General features: G+C 71.7%; 16 protein-coding genes. 6 read left to right on the top strand and 10 right to left on the bottom strand.

What is annotated here, in order from left to right:
* Positions 1-551: 551 nt before the first annotated feature.
* Entirely contained in the window at positions 552-734 is a 183-nt protein-coding gene (locus BLW57_RS40300) for a hypothetical protein (RefSeq protein ID WP_093481276.1), read from the bottom strand.
* Between the two features lie 367 nt (positions 735-1,101).
* Here BLW57_RS40300 and BLW57_RS40295 point away from each other — a divergent pair, with 367 nt between their 5' ends.
* On the top strand, positions 1,102-3,633 hold the full coding sequence (locus BLW57_RS40295) for a DEAD/DEAH box helicase (protein WP_371127885.1): 2,532 nt from the start codon (positions 1,102-1,104) through the stop codon (positions 3,631-3,633).
* 41 nt (positions 3,634-3,674) lie between these two features.
* Here the strand turns inward: BLW57_RS40295 and BLW57_RS40290 are convergent, their stop codons facing one another.
* From BLW57_RS40290 to BLW57_RS40265, 6 genes are all read right to left on the bottom strand, one after another.
* Entirely contained in the window at positions 3,675-4,448 is a 774-nt protein-coding gene (locus tag BLW57_RS40290) for a thioesterase II family protein (RefSeq protein ID WP_093481274.1), read from the bottom strand.
* Between the two features lie 112 nt (positions 4,449-4,560).
* Positions 4,561-6,549, bottom strand: coding sequence for a non-ribosomal peptide synthetase (locus BLW57_RS40285; protein ID WP_093481273.1), 1,989 nt, complete (start codon positions 6,547-6,549; stop codon positions 4,561-4,563).
* Positions 6,550-6,592: 43 nt separating this feature from the next.
* Complete coding sequence (locus BLW57_RS40280) at positions 6,593-7,165, bottom strand: aspartyl/asparaginyl beta-hydroxylase domain-containing protein (RefSeq protein ID WP_093481272.1); 573 nt, start codon at positions 7,163-7,165, stop codon at positions 6,593-6,595.
* A 78-nt stretch (positions 7,166-7,243) separates the two neighbouring features.
* Entirely contained in the window at positions 7,244-8,512 is a 1,269-nt protein-coding gene (locus tag BLW57_RS40275) for an MFS transporter (protein WP_093481271.1), read from the bottom strand.
* Complete coding sequence (locus BLW57_RS41755) at positions 8,509-11,061, bottom strand: ATP-grasp domain-containing protein (protein ID WP_218138139.1); 2,553 nt, start codon at positions 11,059-11,061, stop codon at positions 8,509-8,511. The genes BLW57_RS40275 and BLW57_RS41755 overlap by 4 nt, the downstream gene beginning before the upstream one ends.
* Before the next feature lie 102 nt (positions 11,062-11,163).
* A complete protein-coding gene (locus tag BLW57_RS40265) occupies positions 11,164-11,382 on the bottom strand; it encodes a hypothetical protein (RefSeq protein WP_093481270.1) in 219 nt (72 codons plus the stop codon).
* Positions 11,383-11,546: 164 nt separating this feature from the next.
* Here BLW57_RS40265 and BLW57_RS40260 point away from each other — a divergent pair, with 164 nt between their 5' ends.
* Positions 11,547-12,035: a GNAT family N-acetyltransferase gene (locus BLW57_RS40260; RefSeq protein ID WP_093481289.1), complete on the top strand. Its 489-nt coding sequence runs from the start codon at positions 11,547-11,549 to the stop codon at positions 12,033-12,035.
* A gap of 46 nt (positions 12,036-12,081) precedes the next feature.
* Here the strand turns inward: BLW57_RS40260 and BLW57_RS40255 are convergent, their stop codons facing one another.
* From BLW57_RS40255 to BLW57_RS40245, 3 genes are all read right to left on the bottom strand, one after another.
* Positions 12,082-12,843 carry a class I SAM-dependent methyltransferase gene (locus BLW57_RS40255; protein ID WP_093481269.1) on the bottom strand — a complete coding sequence of 254 codons (762 nt, stop codon included), beginning with the start codon at positions 12,841-12,843 and terminating at the stop codon, positions 12,082-12,084.
* An 18-nt stretch (positions 12,844-12,861) separates the two neighbouring features.
* A complete protein-coding gene (locus BLW57_RS40250) occupies positions 12,862-16,845 on the bottom strand; it encodes a type I polyketide synthase (RefSeq protein ID WP_256339901.1) in 3,984 nt (1,327 codons plus the stop codon).
* Positions 16,846-17,075: 230 nt separating this feature from the next.
* Positions 17,076-18,239, bottom strand: a complete 1,164-nt coding sequence (locus BLW57_RS40245; RefSeq protein ID WP_093481268.1) for an MFS transporter — start codon at positions 18,237-18,239, stop codon at positions 17,076-17,078.
* Positions 18,240-18,644: 405 nt separating this feature from the next.
* Here BLW57_RS40245 and BLW57_RS40240 point away from each other — a divergent pair, with 405 nt between their 5' ends.
* The 4 genes from BLW57_RS40240 (at position 18,645) to BLW57_RS40225 (ending at position 25,673) form a co-directional block, all read left to right on the top strand.
* Positions 18,645-19,877 (top strand): helix-turn-helix domain-containing protein, encoded by a 1,233-nt coding sequence (locus BLW57_RS40240; RefSeq protein WP_093481267.1) that lies wholly within the window; start codon positions 18,645-18,647, stop codon positions 19,875-19,877.
* A 210-nt stretch (positions 19,878-20,087) separates the two neighbouring features.
* Entirely contained in the window at positions 20,088-21,374 is a 1,287-nt protein-coding gene (locus tag BLW57_RS40235; protein WP_093481266.1) for an ATP-grasp domain-containing protein, read from the top strand.
* Complete coding sequence (locus BLW57_RS40230) at positions 21,364-23,730, top strand: ATP-grasp domain-containing protein (protein WP_093481265.1); 2,367 nt, start codon at positions 21,364-21,366, stop codon at positions 23,728-23,730. The genes BLW57_RS40235 and BLW57_RS40230 overlap by 11 nt, the downstream gene beginning before the upstream one ends.
* Positions 23,727-25,673 carry a S9 family peptidase gene (locus tag BLW57_RS40225; RefSeq protein WP_093481264.1) on the top strand — a complete coding sequence of 649 codons (1,947 nt, stop codon included), beginning with the start codon at positions 23,727-23,729 and terminating at the stop codon, positions 25,671-25,673. The genes BLW57_RS40230 and BLW57_RS40225 overlap by 4 nt, the downstream gene beginning before the upstream one ends.
* Positions 25,674-25,701: the final 28 nt, after the last annotated feature.

Below are 25,701 nucleotides of genomic sequence, written 5' to 3'. Positions count from 1 at the left end.
GAGCGGGTGGCCTGCGCTGCGCTCCAGCCACCCGGTGGCGCTACGCGCCCCCTCAGGCCGGCCCCGCTGCGCGGAGCCGGAAACGGGCCTTCGGCCCGGGCACCTACAGGACAGGGTGGGGTTGGTGGGGGTCAGGCATGTGCGTGCCGGGGTCGGGCCGCCCGCCGTGATGCAGCGTGGTGCACCGGCTCGGCCGGGCCCGCAGCTTGGAGACGCTGGAGCCAGAAGGAGGCTGTGAAGAGCAGACCGGTGAAAACGGCCAGGAGGAGTACGGATACCCACATCGGCCGGCTCCCAGGGCTCTGCCAGCCGGTCCAAGCAGTCGATGCCGCCCACACCAGGACGGCCACCGCGTAGAAGCTACGGACCCGGCGCAGCTGGCGCACGGCCCGCACGGACTTGATGCGTTCAGTCGTGGATGCCATGCCGGCCCGTGTACCCCTGTGTCCGCTGTTCAGCAGGCAGGGGTCACTGCTGATTCGTTCACTCTCGTTGTTGCTGTTGGGTGCCGTCCCCGAAGCCACGGCGCAGCGCGGCACCCTGATCCTCGATCAGGCTTGCACCGTCCGGGAGGTCCAGGACGGCAGCGCGGCACCCTGATTTCCGATCAGGCTTGCACCGTCCGGGAGGTCCAGGACGGCACCGCAGTGACTGCACAGTTTCCCGTTCTCGGCGGGCGTGCCGCAGGCCTTGCAGAACCGGGTGCCCTTGTCGTCTTGGGCCTTGTGTGTCATGGCTCTCCCCTGCCGGGCTGGACGATGATGCATGCGGAGTACCCGAGGCTTCCGGGTTGATTCTCCGTCTCGGTGCTTCATTCTGCGTTTGCGATAGACTCTGGAATTGGGTTGCTTCCGTGCTGTGGGTTCTGTGGCCCTTCTAGGGTGGCCGTCTTCGGGTCTGCATCGGGAGGCGGAGAGCCGTTGCCTCGGATACGGGTGCCGTGTCTGTTGTCCCAACTACCTTGTGCGATCGGTTAGTTAATGGCGGTTCGGTTACGGGAGCTGTCGTCCAGGTTGCTGGGAGAGGGGCATCGGAGTGGCTGTGAAGGAAGTCCGTCCTCATCAGCGGGAAGCCGTGGACGCGGTAGTCCGGGCACTTGAATTGCCTGCAAGATCCACTGTGCCCGAGCGGGGGCTGCGGACGCAGGTGGTCATGGCGACCGGATCGGGCAAGACCCTCGTCGCCGTGCGCAGCGCGGAGGAGCTGCGGGCGGGCCGGGTGCTGGTGCTCGTGCCGTCGCTGGATCTGCTGGCGCAGACCGAGGCCGGCTGGCGTGAGGGCGGGCGTACGGGGCCGATGATCGGGGTGTCGTCGCTGCGGGGGCCGGAGGCGTCCTTTGCGAACACCACGGACGTGGACGAGCTGGCCGCCTGGGTGCGGCCCTTCGAGAAGGTGACCGTGTTCGCCACGTACGCCTCCCTCGGGCTCGGCACGCTGGAGCGCGCGCACGCCGCGGGTCTGCCGGGGTGGGACCTGATCGTCGTGGACGAGGCGCACCGGACCTCCGGGCGGATCGGCAAGCCCTGGGCGGTCGTCCACGACAACACCCGCATCCCCGCGCTGCGCCGGCTGTACATGACCGCCACCCCGCGGCTGTGGCAGCTGGACGACGACGCGGAGGCCGCGCCGGGCGCACCCGGGGAGCTGGTCGCGTCGATGGACGACGATCCGCACGGCCCGTTCGGGGCACGCTGCTACACCCTCACCCTGTCCGAGGCCATCGACCGGGGGATCTGCGCGCCCTACCAGGTGGTGTGCCTGGACATCACCGACACCCACCTCCAGGCCGCCCAGCTCCTGGGCGCGGAAGGCCGCTCGGACCAGGTCCGCGGGGCCCGGCTCGCCGCCCTGCAGACCGCCCTGATGAAGGCATCCTCGGAGGAAGGCTTCCGGCGCACCCTCGTCTTCCACCACGTCGTCAAGGAGGCCGAGGCCTTCGCGGCCGGCCTTGCGGACGTCGCCGGCCGGCTGCACGCGGCCGATCCCGGGCTGTATCCGCGCACCGTATGGGCCGACTGGCTGTGCGGCGACCACCGGGCCGAGCACCGCCGGCGTGTGCTCGGTGAGTTCGCCGCCGGCACCGCCACCGACGGCACCGTGGTCGAGAAGAGCTACCTGGGCTCGGTGAAGGTGCTCGGCGAAGGCGTCGACACCCGCGAATGCGACTCCGTGTACTTCGCGGACGTCCGCGGCTCCATGCCCGACCTCGTCCAAGCCGTCGGCCGCGCCCTGCGCATCCAGCCCGGTGAAGGCAAGACCGCCTCCCTCGTCGTCCCCGTTCTCCTCGGGCCGGGCGAGAGCGTCGACAACATGCTCACCTCCCGCGCCTACGGCGGCCTGGCCAAGCTGCTGGAAGCGCTCAGGGCGCACGACACCCGGGTGGTGGAGCAGCTCGCCGAGCCACAGGCACAAAGCCGTGTCAGAGGCGTACAGACCCGCCTGGGCAGCGACCAGGGTGAGCAGGAAGCTGGCGACCGAAGCGACCGCGTGTCGGTACCGGCCTGGCAGTTGCTGAAGTTCTCCACCCCACGCGACCCCGCGCTGCTGGCCGCCTTCATCAACCTGCGCGTCCTCAACCCCGAACACGCCCACTGGCGCCGCGGCATCGAAGCAGCCGCCATCTACCACCGCCACCACGGCGATCTGCGGGTGCCCTTCACCTACCGCGTCCCCGCGGCGGGCGACGACCAGGAGCAGCAGGCAGAGGCCGAGGGTCCGGGATGGCCGGCCTCGCTCGCCGCGTTCCCGCTCGGACAATGGACCGCCGACGCGCGACGGGTCTACGCCCGCGGAGACATGGACGCCGACCGCATCGCCCAGCTGGAACAGCTGGGCATGGTCTGGTCCCACTACGACACCGCCTGGGAAGAAGGCCTCACCGCAGCCCGCGGATGGGCAGCCGAGAACGGGCACCTCGCAGCACCGACCGACGCCACCCACCAGGGATACCGCGTAGGGATCTGGCTGAAGAACGCCCGCGCCGCCGCCCGACGAGCGCAGGACAACGAGCAGCAGCAGGCCGAGGGGCTACCCGCAGCGCCGGCAGCCGGGCTGTCCCAGGAGCGACGCGAACAGCTCGACGACATCGACCCCGCCTGGTGCCCCACCTGGCCCATCGACTGGCAACGCAGCTTCCACCTCACCCGACAACACCTCGACACCGGCGGCCAGCTGCCGACCAAGCCCGGCGTGGTCGTACGCCAAGGCGAGGACCTCGGCCGGTGGGTACGAGCACAACGGCTTCGTTGGGAACGGCTGACCACCGTCCAGCAATGGATGTGCGAGCACGTCCTCGGCATCCACCCCGCCACCGACGACGAGAAACCCAAGCCCCGCATGAATCAGGCCGACAAATGGGCAATGCACTACGCCGCCGCCCGCCAGTACTACCAACGCGAAGGCCACCTACTGGTGCCGAGAAAGTGGGTCGAACGGATCGTCGTCAGCGGCAACGCGAGCGGCGGCAGCACCGGCGAGGACCAGGAGGTCCGGGAGCTCCGACTCGGCGCATGGATCAGCAACCAACGCAGCAGAGCCGCCACCCTGACACCCGAGCGTGTAAAGCAACTCGCCGCCATCAGCATGCGATGGGACCTGAGGGCGGCCAAGCTCAACCACGAAGCGGACATGTAGCGTACATAGTGCGAGCGGCTCCCCGACAATGGTGGCCAGCGTTAGGCAAGGTCTTCCCCACTAGGCGAGCAGGCCTGCAGTGGACTTCCGGGCGCAGGATGCCGCACCAGGGACTCTCTGAGCATGCCGAAAGGCGGTTCGTGAGTCAGGTGGAAGTGCCCGCCCAGGACCGGCTCGCAGCGGAAGGGCCCGCGTGTCATGGCGGACCAGGCGGCGGCCTGTTCGGGGGTCACGTGGATGTCCGTGAGTCCCGTGATCGCCGTGACCGGGCAGTGCAGTACGTCACCGGGCCGGTAGCGATAGGTGTCGAACATCTGCAGATCCCCGAGGACGTACGGCACGACCAGGTCGCGCAGGACCGGGTCCGCGAGGACTTCGGGCTCGGTGCCTCCGAGTTCCGCGAGGGCCTTCAGTACGGCGGTCCCGTCGTCGCCGTCCGGGAGGGTGGGGCGGGGCAGGTGCAGGGCGCGGCAGCTGGAGGCGAACAGGTGGCTGACAGGGGTGCCGTCCCGCTGCAGGAGCAGCGCCGTTTCGAAGGCGACGGCCGCGCCCATGCTGTGTCCGAGGAAGGCCGTCGGCCGGTGCAGGAGCGGGCGGGTGGCGTCTCTGATGTCGGCGGCGAGTCGACGCAGGTTCGAGGGGACGGGCTCGGCGATGCGGTGGGCCCGGCCGGGGTAGCTCACCGCGTGCACTTCGATGTCGGGGAATGCGGCGGCCCACTCCCGGAAGACGTGCGCCGATCCGCCGGCGTGCGGGAAGCAGACCAGGGCGATCGGGGCCTCGGGGCGGGGGACGGTGCAGGTGAGCCAGGTCATCGGTGCTTTGTGTCTCTCGCTGGTCCGGGCTGTGGATGGTGTGGCGGGGGCGGGGCGCCGCTTCCGGTGGGCCGGTCGCGGCGCCCGCGCCCGGGGCCGGGGAGGGTGGGGCCTACTTTCGGGCCTGTGCACGGCGGGCGCGGACCGCGCGGGCCCGGCGGATCCGCTCTGCCCGGTCGTCCGGCCCGTCGTCGGCCCTCGCCGGTTGCGCGGCGCCTGCCCGGATCAGTTCGGCCTGCGTCTCGACGGTGGGACACCGGTACAGATCGAGCGAGGAGAGCCGTACGCCGGTGCTGGCCTCCAGCGCCGACTGCAGCCTGATGACCAGCAGTGAATGCCCGCCGAGGTCGAAGAAGTTGACCGATGTGGGCACGTCGGACACCTGCAGCACCTCGGCCCACGAGTCGACGACCCGGGCGACGAGGTCGTCGCGGTCCGCGGCGCCGCGGTCGGCCGTCCGCTGGGCCTGCTGTCCCGGCTCGTACTCGGCGATGCGTTCCGTCAGCGCCGTCCGGTCGGTCTTGCCGTGCGCGGTGGTGGGGAACGCGTCCACGACGTGCAGCTGGGCCGGAACCGCCGGTTCGGGCAGGGTGTAGGCGAGCCGTTTGCGGGTGAGGACCGGATCCAGGCCGGCGTCGGCGCGGACGAAGCCGACGAGCCGGGTCCGTTCGGAGTCGGGGATCACCACCGCGTCGCGAACGCCCGGGCAGCCGCGCAGGGCCGCCTCGACGGCGTCGAGCTCGACCCGGTGCCCGCGGATCTTGACCTGGTTGTCGCGCCGCCCCAGGAACTCCAGCGTGCCCCGCTCGCTCCACCGCACCAGGTCACCCGTGCGGTACATGCGGCTGCCATCACCGGCGAACGGATCGTGGACGAACGCCTGGCGGGTTGCCTCCTCACGGCCGAAGTAGCCGCGGGCCACACCGGCACCACCGATGTACAGCTCGCCCGCCGTGCCCCTGGGCACCAGCCGGCCACCGCCGTCGAGCACGTAGAGCCGGGCGCCGGGTACCGGGCTGCCGATGTCCACCGGGCCGGACGGGTCGCAGCGCTGGTAGCTCGCCCACACGGTCGCCTCCGTCGGCCCGTACTCGTTGACCAGGCCGGTACCTGCCAGAGCGGCGGCGTGCCGGTGGAGCAGGGCGTCGGGGAGGACCTCGCCGGCCACCGTCACGGTGTCCAGTGTGCGCAGCCGGTCCAGGCCGTCGCGTTCGGCGGCGGTGAGGACCGTGTCGTACTGCGACGGCACGCACAGCAGATGTGTCACGTGATGCCGCTCGATCAGGCGGACCACCTGCTCGGGATCGCGGAACTCGTCCTGGCCGGCGACGACGAGTCGGCCGCCCGCGGTGAGCGTGCCCCACAGCCCTGCGGCTGAGGAGTCGAAGGCGAGCGGGGACAGCAGCAGGAAGACGGGGCGTCCCGGGTACACCTGTCGACGGGCGAGGGTGGACGCGGCCAGCTGGCCGTGTTCGACGAGGACGCCCTTGGGCGTGCCGGTGCTTCCCGAGGTGTAGATGACGTACGCGGGGTCGCCGGGCTCGACCGGGACCGACGGCAGGTCGGTGTCGGGGTCGGTGGCGGGGTCGCCGGCGCGCAGGGCCGGGTCGTCGGCGTGGACGACGGGCAGGTCCAGGCCCGCGATGCGCTGCTTCAGCGTGCCGGTGACCACGACGGCCGACACGTCCGCGTCCTGGAGGACCGAGGTGAGGCGGTTGTCGGGGTGCAGCGGGTCCACGGGGACGTAGGCGGCCCCGGCCCGCAGTACGCCGAGGACGGCCGAGACGGCCGCGGTGGATCGCTCGGCGAGGATGCCGACCCGGTCGCCGCGCCCGACACCGGACGCGGCGAGACGGGCGGCGATCCGGCCGGCCCAGAGCTGGAGCTGCGCCCGGGATACCGTGTCCGCGCCGCAGACCACGGCCGGCTGGGTGCCGTCCTCGGCCGCGGTCTGCGCGGTGAGGACGTGCACCGGGCGCCGGTCGTCGCGGGGCAGCTCGGGGCCGGTCCCGAGGGCGAGCAACTCATCGGCCTCGGTTGCATCGAGCACCGCCGGCGCGTCGGCCGGTGCGGTGAGCTCCGCGGAGGGCGACGACGACATCAGAACTCCTTCGATAGCGGTCGTGAACGGATGGCTGCGGGTCTCAGTCGGCCAGCGTCATCGTCAGATGGATGCGGTCCGTGCCGCCGGCGTTGTAGGCGGAGTGGTGGCGGATGGTGTTGAGGATGTGGATCCGGCCGTCCGTCGGCACGTGGTAGGTGTGACCGCTGCGGAACAGCAGCCGGGAGTCCTCGTTGGTCTGGATCGCCATGTGGGCGACCCGGGAGGCGTCGGTGTGCATGTGGTAGATCTCGCCCGGGTGCAGGGTGACCAGGCGCATGCGGCCGGGGCGGAACGGCAGGTTCTTGTAGATTTCGTAGAAGTAGGTGTCCTTCAGTTCCTCGTTGAACTCGCAGAACTCGGACTCCTCGAAGTTCTTCTCGCCGGTTGCCTGGTTGAACTGGCCGTTGCCGGCGTCACGCCACGGGTCCTCGGCGTTGGCGCGGTGCGTCAGACCGAGCCGGCGGAAGCGGTCCTCGGCGTTCCCGGACGCGGGCAGCGGAACCCGCTCGAGGTACTGCTGGTAGGCCTCGACGATCTTGTCGTGGCTGAAGCGGAGGCCGGGGACGAGCTCCACCAGTTCCGGGTCGATGACGGAAAGGGACACAGCGGACATGGGGCATCTCCTTGGATGGTGATTTTGTCTCGGGTACGGGGGTGCCGGAGCCGGCTGGCTGTCCAGCGGCCGGTGGAGTTATGTGGTGGGGGCCGGTCGCCCTGTGCGCTCGGCCCAGGTGAGGAGCGGGCGACTGGCGAAGCCGACCGTGATGAACAGGGCGGCCAGCACGAGGTAGCCGGGTCCGCCCAGGTCGAGGGCGAGCGCGCCGAGTACGACCGGTGCCAGTGCCTCGGCGACGCCGCCGCCGAGGCCGAACACTCCGGCGTACTGGCCTTGGGCGTGGGGCGCGGCGAGGCCGAAGCAGTACTCCATGGCGGCGGCCGCGTGCCACAGTTCCCCGACGGTGTACACGGCGGTGGCGGTCAGCAGCAGTGCGCCCGCCGGCCAGGCGGAGGGTTTTCCGGCCAGCAGGATCAGACCGAGCCCGGCTGCGACGGCGATGCCCGCCCACCGCATGCGCCGGCCGGCCGCGGCTGTGTCGTCGACGTTTCGGCTCACCGTCACCTGCAGGCCGATGACCAGCACGGTGTTGAGCACCAGCACCGCGGACACCGTCCACCGGGGCGCGGCGGTGTGGCCGACGATCCACAGGGGCAGCAAGAAGGTCGGGATCGCGAAGTGCAGGGACATCAGGCAGTTGAGGACGGTCGCCGCCAGGTACGGGCGGTCCCGCAGAGCCTCCCAGCGTCCGCTCGCCGTCGGTGCCGGCAGCGGGGCGAGTCGGGGCAGGCGCAGCAGGACGAGTGCGCAGCCGGCGAAGGACACGGCCCGGCCGGCGACCACCGCGAGGTAGGCGGGAGCGGTGTCGAGCTGGATGGCCACGCCCGCGGCGAGCGCCCCCAGCGACACGGCCAGGTTGGTCGAAGCGCGTAGGTAGGCGCGGAAGGCGGCGGGGTCCTCGCCGCCGAATCCGCGGATCAGCGGGGCCTTGCTCGACTTGTCCGCGGCGAAGACCACGCCGATGAGGACGGACACCACGAGGTAGGACCAGAACGCGTCGACGAGCAAGTAGCAGCACATGAAGACGCTGCCTGCGATCATGACGGCGAGCTGTGTCTCGCGTGCTCCCCAGCGGTCGGCGACCTTGCCGCCCAGCAGTCCGGCGGCCAGGCCGACCATGGCGCCGAGGAACAGCCCGAAGGCCACCTGGGACATCGGCAGGTGCACCACCCGCGTGAAGTACAGCGCGCTGGAGGACATGAACATGCCGCTTCCGACCGCGTTCACGAAGGTCGCCGCGGCCAGCGTCCGGCGCGGCCCGCGCTCGGGCAGCAGCCGGGCGGTGAGCGACCGGCGCCCGCGCGGGGCGGTGGGGGGCTGCCCCGTGGCTGTCCTTGCGGTCACTGCCACAGCGGGTCCCGGAAGTCGGCGTCCGGGCGGACCTGCCGGTACCAGGCGCGCAGTTCGCGGCCGGTGACGCCCTCGGGCGCCACCACGAGCCGTTCGTCGAACCAGTCACGCACCGCGGCAAACCGTTCCAGCAGCTCCTGTTCGTCGTCGGCCGAGACCAGAATCTGGCCCACACGGTGATTGGTGTTGTCGATCGTGCCGGAGAACCGCTCACCTACCGGGAACTCGATCCGTACGAACTCCACTCCGGGCAGTTCCCGTACCTCGGCCGGGCTAGGGCAGTCGAGGACGACGCCCGTGCGGCCACTGAGGTAGCTCGTGCCGACGATCGCGGCCCGGTAGGCGGTGTCCGTCCTCGGAGCCCGGCCAAGGGCGCTGAGCAGCGCCGCTTCGCCGAGGTGCACACCGAACTTGGCCTGGATCTGCTCGTGGAGGAGTCCGCCGCCGCGGCGTGCCGCGCACTCGCTGAAGACGAGCCGCCCGGTGCCGGGCTGGTGGAAGAGTTCCATGTGGAAGACGCCGTCACGCAGCCCGAGTGCGGTCAGCGCCCGGGTGACGACTGGCTCGGCCCGCTCGTACGCCCACGCCTCGTCCTTGGGGTCGAAGTGGCGCATCCACAGCGGGAGTCCCTCGTCGACGGTGGTCAGACAGGGCGCTCCGTAGCGGCCCACGGCGAAGAAGCGCAGTTCGCCGTCGTGGACGAAGCCGTCGACCATCCACTCCTCGCCGTCGATGTACTCCTCCAGCACGAACGTGCGCTGCGAGGTGCGCTGCCGGCGGTAGCGGTCACTGGTCTCGCGCAGTTCCTCCAGGGAGCCGACGACCGTGGTGCGCGCGGTGGCGGCGCCGGCGACGGGCTTGAGCACGGCCCGTTCGTACGGCCAGGCGGTGATGCCGCCGACCTCGTGCACGTCGTCGACGACGGTCACCCGGGCCGCCGGCACGCCCGCCTCGGCGACGCGCCGCTTCTGCAGGGACTTGTCGCGGAAGTGCACCGCGGTCACCGGGTCGATCGCACGGCAGCCGAAGTGCTGGGCGAGGAGCCCGGCGGTCACCAGGGCCCACTCGTCGGAGGTCTGCACGGCGTCGAACCCGGCCTCCGCGAGGCCTGCCCGGTGCAGGGCCATCAGGACCGCCTCGGGGTTCTTCTGCTCGTCGACGCGCAGGACGGTCAGTTCCGGCGGGACCTCGGCGAGTCCGTGGTCGTAGCCGGCGGCCCCCCAGACGACGACGGCGTCGACGCCGTTTCGGGCGCACGCCTCCATGACGTATTTGTCGGTCCCCAGCAGCAGTATCCGGGGCCGGCTCCCCTCGCTCTCCAGCCGGTAGACCGCGTCCGTGAGGCCCGCCAGGGTCCGGTGGGCGGCGCGGATCGTCTCCAGGGCGGGGGCCGTCATGAAGATGCGCAGCGGGCTGCTGAGCAGGTCGGTGGTGGGCCGCAGGGCCTTGCCGGGGCCCAGCTTGACGCTCACCAGGTACACGCCGGGCACAGCGCTGATCCGGTCGACGGCGGCTTGGTCGACCGCGGCGACGACACCGCCGCGCTCGGTGCGCGTGTTGTGGACGGCGGCCGGCTGGTGCCGGGTGTAGACGCGGCCGGCGTAGCGGCTGCGGAACTCCTCCGGGCGGGCGTAGGCCAGCGCGGTCAGATCCGCCTGGTTGGTGCCGAGGCAGGTGTCGTGCAGGCCCGGGTGGAGATTGCCGTTGAGCCGGGCGCCGATCTCCACCAGGGCCGGGCCGTCGGGGGTCATGATGACCTCGGCGTGGGCCGGGCCGTGCCGGATGCCGAGCGCGTCGAGGACCGTGTCGATGTACGCGATCAGTTCCGGCACCGGGTCCTGGTCCGGTGCCAGCAGCACATCGAGGTCGTAGACGTTGTGGCCGCCGGGCAGGATCTTCTTCTCGTACTCCCAGACACCGCAGACGTAGCGCTCGCCGTCCACGCTGACGGTGTCCACGATGTACTCGGTGCCCTCGAGGAACGACTGCACGAGAGCCTCGGTGTTACGCCGGTCGAAAATGTCCGTGGAGCCGAGCACCGCGCGGGCCGCGGCGTCGACCTCGGCGGCGTCGTGGCAGCGGTAGACATGGTCGGTGGAGGCCGAGCTGAGCGGCTTGACGACGACCGGGTAGGAGCCTTCCCGCTCGGCCCAGTCGACGAGCTGGGCGGGGTCCGACGACTTCAACTGGCGGGCGCAGTGGATGCCTGCCGCGCGCAGGGTCTCGGCCATCTCGTACTTGTCACGGCGGGCCGTCGACAGCGCGGTGCCATTGGTGGCCAGGTGGAGGCGTTCGCTGAGCGCGTCGGCCAGCGGGACCCCGGGCTCCTGACCGGCCAGGACGGCCACCGGCCGCAGCTCCGCGAGGGCCTGTACGGTTCGTTCGAAGGCGTCGTCCGGGCAGTGGAACTGCCTCCGGTAGGCGGCTTGGTCCGGGGCGAGCATGGTCGCCATCGGTTCCGCGGTGCTGTAGACATGCACGACCTCGACGCCGAGCCGGGCGAAGGCGGAGGGGAGGAACGTGCCGGTGGAGTAACCATCCACGATCACTGCGGTGCTGACGGCTGATGAGTGGAGAGGGTCTGTGGCCATCGGGTCCGTCACTCTCTGGGGGGGGTGGGCGTCGGCGGTGGTGCGGGAACGAGGTCAGCGGACCGCGGGCCAGCCGATGTCGTGGGCGGAGATGACAGTGGCGGCCTTGGGCGGGACGGGCCAGCCGATGTCCTGGGCGGACGAGGCAGCGGGGGTGGACTTCGCCGCGCTGGGCCAGCCGATGTCGCCGTCGAGCGCCGCGCCGGAGAAGGCGATGACTCCGAGTGCCGTGAGGGCGGCGGACGTACAAACGGCGCGGACGAACAGCCGCATGGCATCTCCTTGGGAAAGATCATTCAGTGATCGCAGCGCCGACCGGCGTCCGCGTTGCCACAGAGCCTATGGTTGGCAACATCGTTTGGCAATAGTTGTCAGCGGGTTGGCAATGGAGGGTGTACCAGTGGGCCACGCGCAGTGAACCTGCCATGCTGTCCCGCATGTTGATCAGGGAAGCCGACAGCCCGGACTGGCCTGCCGTATGGCCTTTCTTCCAGCGGATCGTGACCGCCGGGGAGACCTTCACCTACCCCATGGACTTGGGGAAAGAGGAAGGGCGTGACTGGTGGATGCTGCCTGCGCCGGACCGGACGGTGGTCGCCGTCGACGACGCCGGCACGGTGCTGGGCACCGCCAAGATGAACCGCAACCACATGGGCAATGCCGGACACATCGCCAGTGCCAGCTTCATGGTCGACCCGGCTCACGAGGGCCGGGGAGTGGGCCGTGCGCTCGGCGAGTATGCCATCGAGTGGGCGCGGGCGGCCGGCTTCCGGGCCATGCAGTTCAACGCGGTCGTGGAGAGCAACGTGCGGGCGGTAGGGCTGTACCGATCGCTCGGCTTCGAGGTGCTGGGCACCCTGCCCGAGGGGTTCCACCACCCCGTCCACGGCTATGTGGGGCTGCACATCATGCATCGCGGGCTGTGAGGACGCGGTGCGGCGGCCCGGACGGGTCCGCCGCACCACGAGGCGGTCATCGGGCGCGTACGGCCCGGACCATGACCCGGGGCACGGTGCCCAGCAGCAGCGGGGCCTCCGTCGCCTCGTCGACGAGGACCTGCGCGGCGGCGTCGCCCATCTCCCGGGCGATCGTCGCACGCTCGGCCAGGATGCGCTCGTACACCGCGAGTTGACGCTCGGGCGAACCGGTCACCTCCACCGTCTCGATGTCCTGGAAGCCGGCCGGCTCCAGGAACCAGGCGTAGTCCAGGTGCGGGGGCGCCCAGGTGGTGAACACCAGGGGGCTCCCCGGCCGCAGCAGACGGGCCAACTCCTCGAAGGCGGCGGCCTTGTTGAGCACCATCCACAGCGCGTCGATGCTCATCGCGCCGTCGAAGGACTGCCCGGGCAGTTTGGTGTCCGTCGCGCCGGCGGCATGGAACTCGGCCTCGGGTGCCCGGTGGAACGTGGTGGCGAGCCGCCGCGCCTCCTCGACCGCCTCGGCGACGATGTCGACGCCGGCCAGCGAGGCGCCCAGCTCCCGCGCGACCCACAGTCCCGGGCCGCCGCGGCCGCAGCCGACGTCGACGAGCCGCGTCACCTCGTGCGGTCCGAGGAAGCGAGCACAGGCGCGCAGGTCGCTCAGGGTCACGAACCCGAAGGGCTCGACCTCGTCCGGATACTCCTCCTGGTACACCTCCTGGTAGATGGCGCGCAGGGTCTTGCTGGAGCGCTGGTTGGCCAGGACGGGGCGGTAACGCTCCTCGTCGACCTGGGTGGCTTGGTGCTGGTTCACAGCGGCGTCTCCTGCCGATCAGATGCGGGTTGCCCGCAGCGAGTACATGAGCGGGACCCGGGGCCGGCCGACGGCCGCGCGGAAGGCGCCGTCGGGCTGCTTCTCCAGGGAGTGGAACCTCTGGAACACGGTGCTGTCGTGCTCGTTGAGGAGGTCGATCCGCAGTCCCGCCGCGATGAGTGCCGAGGTCACCTCGCCGAGGCCGTGCTGGAAGGCGACCGCCTGGGTGTTGCTGGTCACCGCCTGCGCGTCGGCGTAGGTGCCGCGCATCTCGCTGTGCTGCGGTGCGCTGTCGAAGTAGTCCCGGGTGACGGTGCGGCCGTCCTCGGCGAGGGTGTCCGCGAAGGGATGGAACTCCGCGAGGTAGAGCGTGCCGCCCGGCACGAGCAGGGAGGCGACCGTCTCGGCCCACCGGCGCATGTCGGGCAGCCAGCACAGGGCGCCGACTCCGGTGTAGACGATGTCGTAGGAGCCGGCGCCGAGCAGGCGGGCGGACTCGTAGACGTCACCGATGACGAAACGCGCGGGGAGCCCGAGTTCCGCGGCGAGGTCGCGGGCCTCCTCGATGGCGGGGGCGGAGAAGTCGAGCCCGGTCACCTGCGCGCCGCGACGGGCCCAGGCGAGTGTGTCCAGCCCTATGTGGCACTGCAGATGGGCCAGGCGCTTGCCCGTGACGTCGCCGATCTCGGCGAGTTCGAACCCGCGCAGTGGGTTTGTGCCCCGCTTGAAGCCCTCGACGTCGTAGTAGGCGCTCGCGGTGTGGATGGGCACCCGCTCGTCCCACAGCGCCCGGTTGACGCTGAGGTAGTCGTCGTCCTGGTTCGCGGCCCCACCGGTCAGCAGGTCCCCGACGACACGGATGTGCCCACCGAACGTACGCGCCGCCAGCAGGTCCCGGACCGGGACATCAACACCCAACTCCCGGCCCACCTGCGCAGCCACCCGCGTGACCGACAGCGAATCACCCCCCAGATCGAAGAAATCCGCCTCCTCATCCAGACCCGAACGCCCCAGATGAACAGCCCACGCAGCCGCCACAGCCTCCCGCGCACCCACCGGCACACTCCCCGCCAGCAGGTCCCCGACGACACGGATGTGCCCACCGAACGTACGCGCCGCCAGCAGGTCCCGGACCGGGACATCAACACCCAACTCCCGGCCCACCTGCGCAGCCACCCGCGTGACCGACAGCGAATCACCCCCCAGATCGAAGAAATCCGCCTCCTCACCCAGACCCGAACGCCCCAGATGAACAGCCCACGCAGCCGCCACAGCCTCCCGCGCACCCACCGGCACACTCCCGGTCACCGCATCGGAGCCGTCCGGTCGTGTCCCGGTGCGCGCCGGTGCCTGGGGGCAGGGTGCCGCTGCCGGGGTGGCGGGCAGAGCCTCCGGTGCGAGCAGGCGGGGGCCGGCGAAGGGGTGGCCGGGCAGGTGCAGCAGACGCCCCTCGGTGGACAGTTCCGCCGGGTCGACCGGCCTGCCCAGCGTCCACAGTTCGGCCAGGGCGGTGAGCGGTCCGTCGGCGGGCATGTCCGCGGCGCGTGCGGCGGACAGCGGGACGGCCTTCAGCCCGGCGGACTCCGCCAGTGCGGCCAGGGCCCGCCCGGGGCCGACCTCGACGGCCACGGCGTCCGGGTAGGCCTCGGCGACCGAGGCGAGCGCCTCCTGGAAGCGGACCGTGCCCCGGGCCTGCTCGGCGAACATGCCCGCCTCGATCCGTGCCCCGGCGGGCAGGAGCCGGCCGGTGACGTTCGCAGCGATCGGCACCTTCGGGGGCGCGAGCCGTACGGCACTGAGCGCTTCCAGCAGGTGCGGCACAGCGGGCTCGATCAGCGCGGAGTGGAAGGCGTGTCCGGTCGCGAGGCGCCGGGTGGTGATCCTGCCCCCGAGCCAGGAGCGGAACGCCTCGACGGTGTCGACCGGTCCCGCCACGACGCAGGCGTCCGGGCCGTTGACCGCGGCGAGGTCGAGTGCGGTGCCGTACTCCGCCATCAGCTTTCCGGCCTCGTCCTCACCGCAGTTCAGGGCGAGCATCGCGCCGGGCGGGCAGCTCTGCATGGCCCGGCCGCGGGCGCTGACCAGCCGGGCGGCGTCGGGCAGATCGAGCACCCCGGCGAGGCAGGCCGCGGTGATCTCCCCGAGGCTGTGCCCGACGAGCGCGGCCGGAGTGAGGCCGAGCCCGGTCAGGGCCGTGGCCGCCGCGTACTCGACGGCGAAGAGCGCGGGCTGGGCGAGTTCCGTCGCCTCCAGTTCCGCTGCAGGAAAGGCGGGGTCCGTCACCGCGCGGCGCAGCGTGGCCGCCTGCTCGGGTTCGAAGGCCTCCAGGCAGGTTTCGAGGGCCTGGGAGAAGCCGGGCAGGGACGCGGCGAGCGGCACGGCCATGCCCGGGTACTGCGCGCCCTGTCCCGGCAGCAGGAACACCACCGGGCCGCCTCCCCCGGCGGGCCGGCTGCCGCGCACCAGGTCCGTGCTCTGCGCGAGCCGTGCGGCGACTTCGGCGCCCGTGCGGCCGGTCACCGCCAGCCGCCACGGCAGGTGGGTTCGTCCGGCGGCCAGGGTGTGCGCCACGTCGGCCAGGTCCGCGTCGGCCTGGGACAGGCGGGCCGACAGCCGGGCGGCCGACCGGTCGAGGGCGGCGGGCGTCGCCGCCGACAGCACCACCAGTCGCTCTCGCTCCTCGGCCCTGGGCACGGCGACGGTCTCCGGTGCCTGCTCGATGACGACATGGGCGTTCGTGCCGCCGATGCCGAACGAGCTGACCCCGGCGCGCCGGGGGCCCGGGCCGGCCCACGGGCGTGCTTCGGTGGGCACGCGCAGTGGGGACCCCTCGGTCTCCAGCAGTGGATTCAGCTCGCTGAATCCGGCGACGGGCGGCACCACTGCCTCCTTCACCACCATCAGCGCCTTGATCAGCGAGGCCAGGCCGGCCGCGGCGTCCAGATGACCGATGTTGGCCTTCACCGCTCCGACGGCCACCTGTCCGGGCCGGGCGCCCAGTCCGGCCAGGGCGGCCGTGGCGGCCGACCACTCGATCGGGTCGCCGACCCGCGTCCCCGTGGCGTGCGCCTCGAGGTAGCCCAGGGAGGACGCCTCGATGTCGGCGCTGTGCAGGGCCGCACGGATCACGGCCTCCTGGCCGCGTGCGGACGGGGCGTTGTACCCGGCCTTGTCCGAGCCGTCGTTGTTGATCGCCGTGCCGAGGATGACGCCGTGCGGCCGTGCGCCACCGGCGTCCAGGGCGTCAGCCAGCGGTCGCAGCACCACGCACGCCACACCGGAACCTGCGAGCGCGCCGTCCGCCCCCGCGTCGAACGGCCGGCAGACACCGGAGGCCGAGAGGATGCCGCCCGGCACGTACAGGTGTCCGGCCTGTGGGAAGTCGACCCCCGCGGCCACCACCACGGCCTGGTCGCAGTCGCCGTTGAGCAGCGCCTGGACGGCCATGTGCACGGCGACGAGGGAGGACGAGCAGGCCGTCTGCACGGTCAAGGCCGGTCCGGTCAGTCCGAGCTTGTAGGCGATCCGGGTGGCCAGGTAGTCCGGTTCGGTGCCGCGCAGTGCCTGTTCGAGGGCCTCGGGGGTGAGTCCCCCGCCGCCGAGCATGCGGCGCAGGTAGGCGCTACCGCTGGCCGAGGCGTAGACACCGGTGGTGGTCCGGGCATCCAGCGGGCCGACGCCGGCGTCCTCCAGGGCCGCCCAGGCGGTCTCGAGCATGAGGCGCGCCTGCGGGTCCATCAGCTCCGCGTCGCGCGGGGCGATCCGGAACAGCTCGTGCTCGAAGCGGTCGGCGTCGGGCAGCAGGCCGCGGACCGGAACGTAGGCGGGGTCGTCGGCCAGGTCGGGTGCCACCCCGGCGGCGAGAAGCTCGGATCTGTCCAGACGGGTGGTCAGCACCCGGCCAGCCTGAAGCGCCGACCACCACTGGTCGATGTCGTCCGCGCCGGGGAACCGGGCGGCCATGCCGGTGACGGCGATGTCCAGGGAGCGGTCGCGTGTCATGTCGCGGACCCCCCGGTGCCCGGCTGGTCGGCGTCGTGCGGCGCGGCCGCCGGTGGTTGCGGCGACGCGGGCGCGCGTCGGTCGGTGACGGATGTCCTCATATTTCCCCCAACGAAGTGCTGGTTCGGGCGCCCCGGATGACCGGCTCGCAGGCCGGCGTGGCGGTTCGGTGCCCTGACGGACGAGGCGCGGACGGTGGTGTCCGCGCGGATGAGATCAAGCGGATGGGATCAAGCGGAGCGGCTGCCGGCCCTGGTTCGCCCCAGCAGGCCCTGGCCGAGCGCACCGGCGGTCAGCACGAGGAAGGCGGTCCCCACGAGCACCATGCCGGTCCAGCCGTGGGTGTCATAGATGGCGGCGGCGGACAGGGAGCCGACGGCACCGCCGGCGAAGGACGACAGCATGAAGATCGTGTTCAGTCGCGCGGCGGTGTCGCCGCCCAGCACGAACAGCCTTGCCTGGTTGGCGACTTGGCTGGCACTGGTGCCCAGGGTCAGCAGGTTGCTGCCGACCACCAGCGCGGCCATCGAGTCGCCGAGGAGTCCGAACAGTGCGAACGACACTCCGATGCAGCCCAGCGCACAGATGTTGACCGTGGTCGGTCCGTGCCGGTCGTTGAGTCGCCCGGCGTACGCGGACAGCAGTGCGGCGGGCAGCGTGTAGAGGCTGAACAGGCCGGCGAAGGCGGGCCCCTGACGGAATGGCGGTTCGGCCAAGTGGAAGGAGAGCACCGCCCAGAAGGTGCTGAAGGCGGCGAAGACGGTCGCCCCGAGGAAGGCGGACAGCCGCACTTCCCGGTGGGCGGCGAGCAGGCCGGGAAGACTGCCCAGGAGTTTGGCGTACGGCAGCGGGGTGGCGCCCTCCCGGTGCAGCCGCTCAGGCATGCAGCGCGGCAGGAACAGCAGGAGCGCGCCGGTCAGCACCGCCGCGAGCAGGTACGCCGCGCGCCAGTTGCCGGTGGCGTCCGACACCGCCCCGGAGACCGTGCGCGAGAGTGTGGAGCCCAGGGTGAGGCCGAGACCGACGAGCCCGACGACATGTCCGCTGCGGTCCGGGCCGGCGAGCGCGGCGGCCGTCGGGGTGATGATCTGCGGCAGCACGGTGGCCGTGGAGACGGCCAGGGTCGCGACGGTGAGGGTGGCCAGGTTCGGCGCCATCGCCGCGACGAGCAGGCCGGCGCAGGTCACGGCCAGCAGCACGAACACCAGCCGGCGGAGCCGGGCGGTGTCGGTGAGCGGCACGATGAGCAGGATGCCGATCGCGTAGCCGATCTGCGCGGCGGAGGCGATCAGCCCCGCGCTGTTCTCGGATACACCGAGACCGTGCGCGATGGCTTCCAGCAGGGGCTGCGGGAAGTAGATGTTGGCAACAGTGACCGCGCCGGCGATTGCCATGGCCAGAACGTTCACGCGCGGGGCGGAAACTCGGGCAAGACCGGTGCCGGGAACACCGCTGCGGGAGGCGGGGGGCGAAGCGGGCAAGGTGGGGCTCCCTGGGTGGGGCCTGCATGGCTTGGCTCGGTGAAATGCTCCGGTAAGGTCTCCCGCGCTTGGGGCGGGGAACACTTGCCGCAGGTGGAGGCTAGTGGAGCGACCCCTGATTGGCAATACTTGCCAAGCTCTTCTGGCAACTAACTACCGTATCCGTGAGATCACTTGGCGTGAATGGAGTGTTCCATTTGCCAAGGCGAGGTGGCGGGGCTAGCATTCCGTAAGGAAAGACGTGGAAAGGCTGGTGAGCCCACAAGGCACGGCCGGAGTCCCGATCCGCTTGGTCTCGCAAGACATCTGGGGCGATTCATGCTGGAGCAGCCATACTTCGGGCGCCGCCTGAAGCAGTTGAGGATCGAGCGGGGCCTGTCCCAAGCCGTCCTCGCCGGGGACGACATGTCCACCGGCTATCTCTCACGCCTGGAGTCAGGCGCGAGAAGACCCACGGCGCGCGCCACCGAGTACCTGATGAAACAACTCGGAGTGGGAGCAGCCGAGTTCGAGGAACAGCGAGTCGCATCGCTCGCCCACGCCTTCACCGTCGCCGTCTCCGCCGAGTCGGACGAGAACACGGAGGCGCTGGAGTCGGCACTGGCCGCGGACGACGGCAGCAACGTGCTGCTGCGCTGGCAGACCCTGTGGCTGCTGGCCCAGCGCAAGCGCCGTAGCGGCGAGCACGCCCATGAGCTGGCGCACCTGGAGGAACTCGTCGAACTCGGCGAGGCCACGGGCGTGCCCGCACTCCGGGTCAGGGCGATGACCCAACTCGCCCGCTGCCTCAGGTCCTCCGGCGAGATCGCCCGGGCGACCGACATGGCCACGCGAGCGCACCTGCTGGCCAGGGACAACGAACTCAGCACCTCCGACCTGGCCCTCAACCTGCTGGCCCTGATCTCCGTGGAGACGGAAGGGGGCCGGCTGCCGGACGCCTGCGCCCACGGTGAGGAACTGCTGACCCTGGTCGAGGGACGCTCCGACACACTGTGGGCCGAGGCGGTCTGGACGGTCGCGGCCGTGCGGGTGCGGCAAGGCGACCTGGCGGCGGCACAAGCCTTGCTCGGCCGCGCCCTCGAGGAGTTCCAGAGCAGCGAGAACCTCGTCCTGTGGCTGCGGCTGCGGGTCGCCTCGGCGCGGCTGCACCTGCTGAACACCCCGGCCGACCCGGACGCCGCCCAGCGCTGCATCGAGGCCATCGAAGCCGGTCTGCCGTTCGCCAGATCACCCATGCTGGAACAGGAGTTGACGTTCCTCAAGGCGAATCTGGCGTTCCATGAGGGCCGGTACATGGACGCCCGCGCGCTGCTCGGCCAACTCGACCGCACCTCCCTGCGCCTGACCCACCGGGACCGCGTGCAGGTGGACGTGCTCGACAACCGGCTGCGCATCGCCGAGGGGAACGAGGAGGAGGGCCTGCGCGGGATGCACCGGCTGGCACAGCAGGCCCACGAGACCTCCAACATCGATCTGGCGGCCGACATCTGGCGCATCGCGGCCGAGACATTGGTCCAGGTGCGCAACAAGCCGTCCGGGCAGAGCGCTTGACCTGACCCCGGTCCCCCACCGAACGGCCTCCGGCACTGCCGGAGGCCGTTTCTGCTTTTCCGGACCGCCCCGGCAATGTTGCCTGATCATCCACCAAATCGACAACTTGTTGCCAAAATTCAATCTGCTGTGGCAATGTCATGCCTCGTGTTGGAAAGGCGCGCCGTCCGTGCGGTCGCCGACCACCCCTCATACGCCCGAGGTGGAGTCATGACTAGCCTGCAAAATAGCCGCCCAGTCGCGGTTTTGGTGGACGCGTACACCACTGGCAATCACTTGCCACCCGCGTTTGCCAGATGTGGTGTGGACGTGGTTCACGTCCAGAGCACGCCCCAACTGATGACCTCCATGCGGCCGCCGGATCTGACGGCCTACCGCGCCGTCCTCCCCTACGGAACGCCGGAGGAGACGGCCGCGCGACTGGAGCAGTACGACCCGCTGTGCGTGGTGGCCGGCCAGGAGCCCGGTGTCAAGCTCGCCGACGACCTGTCCGAGCGGCTCGCCCTTCCGGGCAACGGCACGGCGCTGTCCCGGGCCCGCCGGGACAAGTTCGAGATGATCGAAACGCTCCGCCGCGCCGGGGTGCGCTGCGCGGACCAGTTCAAGAGCGACAGTGCTGAAGCCCTGGTCGAGTGGGCCGAGAGCCGCTGCACGTATCCGGTCGTGGTCAAACCGCTGTCCTCGGCCGCAACCGACGGGGTCGCCATCTGCCACGGCCCCGGGGACGTCCGCAAGGCCGCCGAGGCGGTGCTGGGCACCCGGAACATCTTCGGCGAGACCAACGACGAGGTGCTGATCCAGTCGTTCCTCCAGGGCGAGGAATACATGGTCGACTTCGTCTCCTACGACGGCCGGCGCCACGCGTGCGGCATCTGGCAGTACCGCAAGCGGCTGCGCGGCACCCACCGCATCTACGACCGGGACTCCATCACCCCGCCGGACAGCAGCCCGGCGCCCGAGATCATCGCGTACATGCACGAGGTGCTCGACGCGCTCGGCCTCCGCTTCGGCCCCACGCACGCCGAGGTCATCGTCACACCCCAGGGCCCCACCCTGGTCGAGATCGGCGCCCGGCTCACCGGAGGCGTGGTCCCCGACTTCCACGACCTGTGCCTCGGCGCCAACCAGGCCGACCTCACGGCTCTCGCCTACAGCAGGCCCGAGGAGTTCGTGGACCGGTACGCCTCGCGCACCTACCGGAAACTGCGCGAGGCCAGCCTGGTCTTCACCGCGACCGAACTCAACGGGGTCGTCGACAGCCTGGACGAGCAGGTGATCGCGGAGATCGAGGCCCTGGAGTCCGTGCGCCTGCTGACCCCCAAGCTCGCTCCGGGCAGCCGCATCCGCCCGACCGTCGACCTGTACACCGCCACCCTGGTCGTGCACACGGCCAACGAGTCGCCCGAGGCGCTGGAGCGGGACTACGCCCGGATCCAGGAGCTGAAGGACCGCGTGTACCGGCTGCGGGGAAATCCGGAGGCCGACCGTGACCACTGAGACCACCGCGGCCGGGAGGGCCGCCGAGGCAGCCGCACCGACCGCGGCGGCGCCGCGGGGAGAACGGCAGCCGAGCCTGCTCCTGGTCGGCGGAGCCGGGGGGATGACACTCAGCATCGACGTCGCCCTCGAGGCCCTGGACCAGGCACGCGCCCGCGGCCTGCGCACCCATGTCGTCAACCGGAACGACACCCTGGACGCCACCCGGGCGGTCGGGCAGCGGGCCGACGCCGTGTCCGCCGTCGACTTCACGGACGCGGCAGGCACCGCCGAGTGGGCCCGGCAGACCGCTCGGGACACGCCGTTCGACCTCGTGTTCGGGGTGCGGGAGATGGCCCAGCAGGCCGTCGCCGAGACGGCCGCCGCCCTCGGGGTGCCGGGAAACCCGCCAGACGCCGTCCGCCGGGTCCGCAGCAAGGACGCCTGCCGGGCGGCGCTCACCGCGGCCGGCTTCCGGCAGCCGGCCGTCGCGGTCTGCGCCGACGAACAGCAGGCGCGTGCCTTCCTCGCCCGCAGCAGCGGACCGTGGGTGGTCAAGCCGCGCGACGGCGCGGACAGCGCGGGCGTACGCAAGGTGACCCACGCCGATGAGCTGCCGGCCGCGCTGGCCGGGCTGCCCGAGCCGCACCGCTCCTTCCTCGTCGAGCAGTTCGTCGACGGCACCGAGTACAGCGTGGAGGGCGTCTTCCTGAACGGCACCCCGCACGTGCTGGCCGTCACCGCCAAGGAGAAGCTGGCGCCGCCGTACTTCGTCGAGATCGGGCACGTCCTGCCGGCCCCCCTCGCAGACGACAGCCGCAAGGAGATCGAGGAGCAGGTCTGCGCCGCGCTGACCGCGCTGGGACTGCGCCTCGGCCTGTTCCACGTCGAGCTCTGGCTCACCCCGGACGGGGTGGTCCTCGGCGAGGTGCACGCCCGCATCGGCGGCGGCTGGATCCACCGGATGCTGCCGCACGCCCTGCCCGGACTGGAGCTGTACGGGCTGGTGTACGACGATGTCCTCGGCCGCGCACCCCGGCTGCCCGCCGGACCGGTCCGTGCCGCCGCCTCCCGCTACTTCGCGCCGCCGCCCGGCCGGCTGGTCTCGGTCGAGGGATGGGAGGAGGTGCGCGGTCACCCGTCGGTGCTGCACGCCGAACTCCTCGTCTCCCCGGGTGAGGTCATCGGTTCCTACCGCAGCGGTGCGGACCGGGTGGGGGCCGTGGTCGTCGGGGCCGACACGCCCGAGGAAGCCGCGGCGCTCGCCCGCGACCTGGTCGGCTCCGTACGGTTCGTCACCGAGCCCGTGCCGGCGCCGACCGGCCGGGAACCGGACGCGCAGGTCCGCGTGACCTTGCGGTCGCAGCCGCTGAGCCAGTCCTTCCGGATCTCCCACATGACGATCCGCTCGGTCGACATCGTCCGGCTGATGCTCACGGACCCCGACGGCCGGGTGCTGGGCGAGGGCGAGATCGCCGCCGATCTCGGCTACGGTCAGGACGGCCCCGCCATCGCGGCAGAAGCCGAACGGCTCGCCCGCACCCTGGCGGCGCAGACTCCCCCGGCCGGCCCGGACGCGGTGGCGTGGCTCGCCGGGCGGCTGGAACGGGCCGCCGCCGACGGCACCGGCGCCCCCGCCCGCATGCTCGTGGAGATGGCCTTCCTCGACCGTGCGGCTCGCACCGCGGAGCTGCCGGTGTGGCAGCTGCTCTCCCTGCCCGAACCCGGCCGGATCGAACTGCTGCACACGGTGCCGATCGGTGCGGAGATACCTGCCGACGGCCGCCCCCTGAAGATCAAGCTGGGCGGGCCGGACGACGAGCAGATCCTGCGCGCCCTCACCGGGGCGCGCGGGCCGCTGATCCTGGACGTCAACGGCGGTTGGGACCGGGCCGGCTGGCAGCGCCTGCGCCCACTGGTCGCCGCACTCGCACCGGCCGTCCTGGAAGACCCGGCCCGGGAGCCGGAGCTCGTCGCCGAGATCCGCGCCGCCCTGCCCGGCACCAGACTCGTCCTCGACGAGGGGATCGACTCCCTGCGCCTGGCGGAGCGGGCGGTCCGCACCGCGGGCGGGGTCAACGTCAAGCTCATGCGTTTCGGCGGACTGCTGCCGGCACTGGCCGCTCTCACCGGCGCGGCCGAGCTGGGCGGGGTCAGGATGCTCGGCTGCTTCCTCGAACCGCCGCGGGCCATCGCCTACGCGGCGCAGCTCGCGGGGCTGTGCGACTGGACCGATCTGGACGGACACTTCTGGGTCGCCGGCGACCCGGCCGTGGGGACCTACCGCTTGGACAGCAGTGCCCCGGGCATTCCGCGCATCCGCTACCGGGACGAGCAGGCCGGACCGGCCGGTGAGCGGGAAGGAAGCCGGCCGTGACGGCGCAGCGGCGCACCGCCCCGTACGGCAGCTGGCCTTCGCCCATCGAGGCCGCCGACGTCGCCCGGGGCGAAGCCCTGGTGGAATGGGTGGGCTTCGTCGGCGACGAGGTGTGGTGGACCGAGGCACGTCCGGAGGAGAACGGGCGCAGCGCGCTGGTACGGCACACACCCGAGGGACCTGTGGAGGCCCTGCCGGGCCGCTGGGACGTCCGTACCCGGGTGATCGAGTACGGTGGCCGTCCCTGGCAGGCCCTGTCCGACCGCGCCGAGGACGGCATCGTCTTCGTCCACGCGGCCGACCAGCGCGTCTATCGCTACCGGCCTGGCCGCGCCCCGGTCCCGCTCAGCCCTGCCGGGGCCTGGCCGTGCGAACTGCGCTACGCGGACTTCGCGGTGCGCGGCGACGAGGTCTGGTGTCTGCGGGAGAGAGCAGCCGACGAGGACGCGACGGACGCGGTCCGTCATCTGGTGGCGCTGCCCCTGGACGGCAGCGCCGCCGACGATCCCGCGCGGGTCAGGGAGCTGGCGGCCACCCATCACTTCATGACCGGGCCGCGGATCGAACCCGGCGGGGACCGGGTGGTGTGGCTGGGCTGGGACCATCCCGCGATGCCCTGGGACACCACCGAGGTGATGCTGGCCCGCGTCCGCGCGGACGGCACCGTGACGCGACCGACGGTGGCCGCGGGCGGATCCGGACGGGAGGCGGTCACCCAGGTCGAGTGGGCCGCCGACGGTTCGGGGGCCCTGTACGCGGTCACCGACCCGGACGGCTGGTGGAACGTCCACGAGATCCTCCCGGCGGGCGGCAGCCGGAACCTGTACCCCGCCGCCGAGGAGTTCGGTGAGGCACTGTGGCGGATCGGCCTGCGCTGGCTGCTGCCGCTGCGGGACGGCACCCTCGCCGTGCTGCACGGGGTCGGCGAGCGCCGGCTCGGCGTCCTCACCCGGGACGGCCGGCTGACGGACCTGCCGGGCGAGGCCACCGAATGGTTCTTCCCGGCGACGGACGGCCGCCGGATCGCCGCGGTCTGCGCCGGACCCCTGATGCGTCGCACCGTGGTGCTGGCGGATCCGGCGGAGGGCCGTGTCACGGTGCTGCGGCCGCCTGCGGACACCTCGTACGACGCCTGGGCGAGCAGGTCGTACCGGCGCACCTACCGGGGGCCGGACGGTGAGGAGGTGCACGCCCATGTCCATCCCCCGCACCATCCCGGGTTCACCGGCCCGAACGGCGAGCTGCCGCCCTGGATCGTGTTCGCGCACGGCGGCCCGACCAGCCGCAGTCATCTGGTGCTCAACCAGGAGATCAGCTACTTCACCAGCCGAGGGATCGGCGTGCTCGACGTGCAGTACGGCGGGTCGACCGGCTACGGCCGGGCCTACCGGGAACGGCTGCGCGAGAGCTGGGGCCTGACCGACGTGCGCGACTGCGCGACGGCCGCGCGCGGCCTGATCGCCGACGGGCTCGCCTCGGCAGACCGTGTCGCGATCCGCGGCGGCAGCGCGGGCGGCTGGACGGCCGCGGCCTCGCTCGGCGCCGAACCCGGGCTGTACCGGGCCGCGGGCATCTACTACCCCGTCCTCGATCCGGTCGGCTGGCGCACCCGGGGCACCCACGACTTCGAGTCGCGCTACCTGGACGGCCTGATCGGCCCTTGGCCGCAGGCGAAGGGCCGGTACGAGGAGCGGTCCCCGGTGGCGGCGGCAGCGCGGATCCGGGCGCCGTTCGTGCTGCTGCAGGGGCTCGCGGACACCGTCTGCCCTCCCGCCCAGGCCGAGCGGCTGCTCGCCCTGCTCGGCGACTCGGGTCCGCGGCACCGCTATCTCACCTTCGAAGGCGAAGGACACGGTTTCCGGCGCGCGAGGGCCGTCGTCGACTCCCTCCACGCCGAACTGGAGCTGTACGGGCGGGCCCTGGGCTTCACGCCCGCGCTCTGACGCGCATTCAGCGACACCCACGCACCAC

This window comes from Streptomyces sp. 1222.5 (genome assembly GCF_900105245.1).
Lineage (GTDB): Bacteria > Actinomycetota > Actinomycetes > Streptomycetales > Streptomycetaceae > Streptomyces > Streptomyces albidocamelliae.
The sequence above is the reverse complement of the archived record's forward strand: the minus strand, read 5'-3'. Positions and strand labels throughout refer to the sequence as shown.

Coding starts and splice junctions, on each gene's coding strand:
- BLW57_RS40300 (WP_093481276.1), bottom strand. CDS start 734: ATGACACACAAGGCCCAAGACGACAAGGGCACCCGGTTCTGCAAGGCC.
- BLW57_RS40290 (WP_093481274.1), bottom strand. CDS start 4,448: ATGACCTGGCTCACCTGCACCGTCCCCCGCCCCGAGGCCCCGATCGCC.
- BLW57_RS40285 (WP_093481273.1), bottom strand. CDS start 6,549: ATGTCGTCGTCGCCCTCCGCGGAGCTCACCGCACCGGCCGACGCGCCG.
- BLW57_RS40280 (WP_093481272.1), bottom strand. CDS start 7,165: ATGTCCGCTGTGTCCCTTTCCGTCATCGACCCGGAACTGGTGGAGCTC.
- BLW57_RS40265 (WP_093481270.1), bottom strand. CDS start 11,382: ATGCGGCTGTTCGTCCGCGCCGTTTGTACGTCCGCCGCCCTCACGGCA.
- BLW57_RS40260 (WP_093481289.1), top strand. CDS start 11,547: ATGTTGATCAGGGAAGCCGACAGCCCGGACTGGCCTGCCGTATGGCCT.
- BLW57_RS40250 (WP_256339901.1), bottom strand. CDS start 16,845: ATGACACGCGACCGCTCCCTGGACATCGCCGTCACCGGCATGGCCGCC.
- BLW57_RS40245 (WP_093481268.1), bottom strand. CDS start 18,239: ATGGCAATCGCCGGCGCGGTCACTGTTGCCAACATCTACTTCCCGCAG.
- BLW57_RS40240 (WP_093481267.1), top strand. CDS start 18,645: ATGCTGGAGCAGCCATACTTCGGGCGCCGCCTGAAGCAGTTGAGGATC.
- BLW57_RS40235 (WP_093481266.1), top strand. CDS start 20,088: ATGACTAGCCTGCAAAATAGCCGCCCAGTCGCGGTTTTGGTGGACGCG.